2 protein-coding genes and 1 tRNA gene are annotated in these 2,512 nt (G+C 39.4%); 1 reads left to right on the forward strand and 2 read right to left on the reverse strand.

Features of this window, described 5'->3' with window-relative positions:
- Positions 1 to 108: 108 nt before the first annotated feature.
- Positions 109 to 615, reverse strand: coding sequence for a cyclic pyranopterin monophosphate synthase MoaC (gene moaC, locus AFK68_RS02000; RefSeq protein ID WP_094671223.1), 507 nt, complete (start codon positions 613 to 615; stop codon positions 109 to 111).
- A gap of 83 nt (positions 616 to 698) precedes the next feature.
- Between moaC and AFK68_RS02005 the strand changes: the two genes are divergently transcribed.
- Positions 699 to 771, forward strand: a tRNA-Arg gene (locus tag AFK68_RS02005).
- 205 nt (positions 772 to 976) lie between these two features.
- Here AFK68_RS02005 and AFK68_RS02010 read toward each other — a convergent pair.
- Positions 977 to 2,215, reverse strand: a complete 1,239-nt coding sequence (locus tag AFK68_RS02010) for an MFS transporter (RefSeq protein ID WP_210407181.1) — start codon at positions 2,213 to 2,215, stop codon at positions 977 to 979.
- Positions 2,216 to 2,512 lie beyond the last annotated feature (297 nt).

Genomic DNA, 2,512 nt, shown 5'->3' on the forward strand with positions numbered 1-2,512 from the left:
ATTCCTCATAATCAAAAGGTCTCACTCAACCATCGGAGCAGGATACTCCCACTCGCCCAAAATCCAATCTTGACAGACCAACAAAAAATTAGGAAAAGACAAACAATTTCACTCTTCACTCAAAACATAATCCCCAGACTTCCCGCCACTCTTACTCAACAGACGAATTAACTCAATAGAAATAGACTTTTCCAAACCCTTAGCCATATCATACAAAGTTAAAGCAGCCACAGAAACCGCCGTCAAAGCTTCCATTTCCACCCCAGTTTCCGCCTTAGTCTTCACCATCGCCCGAATCTGATATCCCGGCAACTGTGGATCAGGAATTAACTCCACATCTATTTTTTGTAAAGGCAAAGGATGACACAAAGGAATAAGTTGGGCAGTTTGCTTCGCCCCCATAATCCCCGCCAACTTAGCAGTGCCCAAAACATCACCCTTTGGACTATTACCCGCTTCAATAGCCTCAAAAGTTTCTACTAACATCCGCACTTGTCCAGCAGCCTCAGCTTGACGCACAGTCGCTACTTTCGCAGATACATCCACCATTTGAACTCCACCCTCAGAGTCCAAATGAGTTAAATTTTGCTCAAATTTAGAAAAATCCCTTGTCATTCTATTTATTTGTGCTATAGTAAATTATTAGTGCGGAAGAAAAACTTATTTAAAAAAGTTTAATCTAACGCAAAAAACAAATAGGGCCTGTAGCTTAGTGGATAGAGTGCGTGGCTACGGACCATGAGGTCGGGGGTTCGAATCCCTCCAGGCCCGTATTAATGATTAATAGCATAAGTATCTTGCCCTTGACCAAAAGCAAATCTGATGGAATGGGGCAAGTCTTTGTTTGATAAAGTAATGAATATAGCTATTGCTATAACATCAAGACAAGCATCAACAGCAAACATACTTCTATAACCAACTTGTTCGGNTGGCTACGGACCATGAGGTCGGGGGTTCGAATCCCTCCAGGCCCGTATTAATGATTAATAGCATAAGTATCTTGCCCTTGACCAAAAGCAAATCTGATGGAATGGGGCAAGTCTTTGTTTGATAAAGTAATGAATATAGCTATTGCTATAACATCAAGACAAGCATCAACAGCAAACATACTTCTATAACCAACTTGTTCGGCAATAAGACCGAAAGTAGGTCCTGCCATAATTGAGCCTAAATCAAACCCACCAATATAAAGAGATAAAAACTTGCCTCTTTGCTCTTGAGGACATCGATCGGTCGTCAAAGTAATCATCATAGGTAAGATTAAACCAGCAGAAGATCCCCCAAAAATAGCTCCCAGTAAAACCATATTGCTACTATTTGCAGTCCACAAAGTTAACATAGCTAATAAGCTAAATACCAGACCGCCAGTAATAAAAAGGCCACGACCAAATCGATCGGAAGCTCGCCCAGTAAAAATACGAATGGTAAAACTAGCGATCGCCCTGACGCTAAAAAAAAGTCCAGCATTCAGAGGAATGTTATTTTGCTGGATATACAGTGGTAGAAAAGTAAAAGTTGTGCCAAATACTAAACCTACCATCGACATAACAAAAGTGGGAACCAAAACTCTACGACTCCCTAATATTTGCCATAACTTTTGTTGCTCAAACTGATGGGAATGGGAATTTTTTCCTACTATTGAATGTGGTTCCCAAACCAAAAAACTACACAATAAGCTCAGACTTCCTAAAGTAGAGCAAACCATAAATAAAGACACATACCCAGTAGCTGCTAGTACAAAACCACCTATTGCTGGTCCAATAGCCATACCTATTGGAGTACATAAACTCATATAACCAATTAATTCACCGCGACGACCAGGAGGAGACAAGTCAGCTACTAAACCACTATAACCAGTGGTAATTCCAGCAATACTAATACCATGAAAAGCACGAACTACCATTAACAAAAGAAAAGACTTGAGTAGTAAATAGCCGAGTGGGGCGATCGCTGCTACAGTTGTGCCAACTATCAGAACCAACTTTCGACTTCTGTTGTCAGCTAATGGCCCTAAAACAAATCGTGATAGTAATAGTCCCACACCAAAGCAACCAATAACAAGCCCAATTTGTTGTGTTGTGCCTCCAATACGATCTAGATAAAGAGGTAAAGTAGGCAGCAAGGTAGATATACTTGACCAAAATAATAAGCCAGCCAAGAATAGAATCATTAGACTGCGCTGTTGCTGATGGTCAAGTGTTCGGAATATTTTCACAATTTAAGTTACCCTGGATAAATCCTATCCCTATATTTTGTAACAAATTGTTAAAACTTGCCTAACTCAACTTATCCTAGAGTAGTTAACAAAGTCAGAAATTAGGAGTTAGGTAGTGGTGTACAAGTAGTAATATTTGGATAAAAGTCAACTAGGGAAGGAAAGAGTATTCTTTGTTAAAGTTAACTGTTATAAAAAGAAAGTAACAGGCAATAGGAAAGGTTTTCAGTTTTCGTAATAGTTGTTAATACAGTGCCGATTATAAGCACTCCTAAATGAATCATAACATATTAAAAC

Source organism: Hydrocoleum sp. CS-953 (assembly GCF_002260545.1).
Lineage (GTDB): Bacteria > Cyanobacteriota > Cyanobacteriia > Cyanobacteriales > Microcoleaceae > Trichodesmium.

What these genes read in the sequence shown, in the direction of transcription:
- moaC (WP_094671223.1), bottom strand. Translation starts at nt 615, where the DNA reads ATGACAAGGGATTTTTCTAAATTTGAGCAAAATTTAACTCATTTGGAC.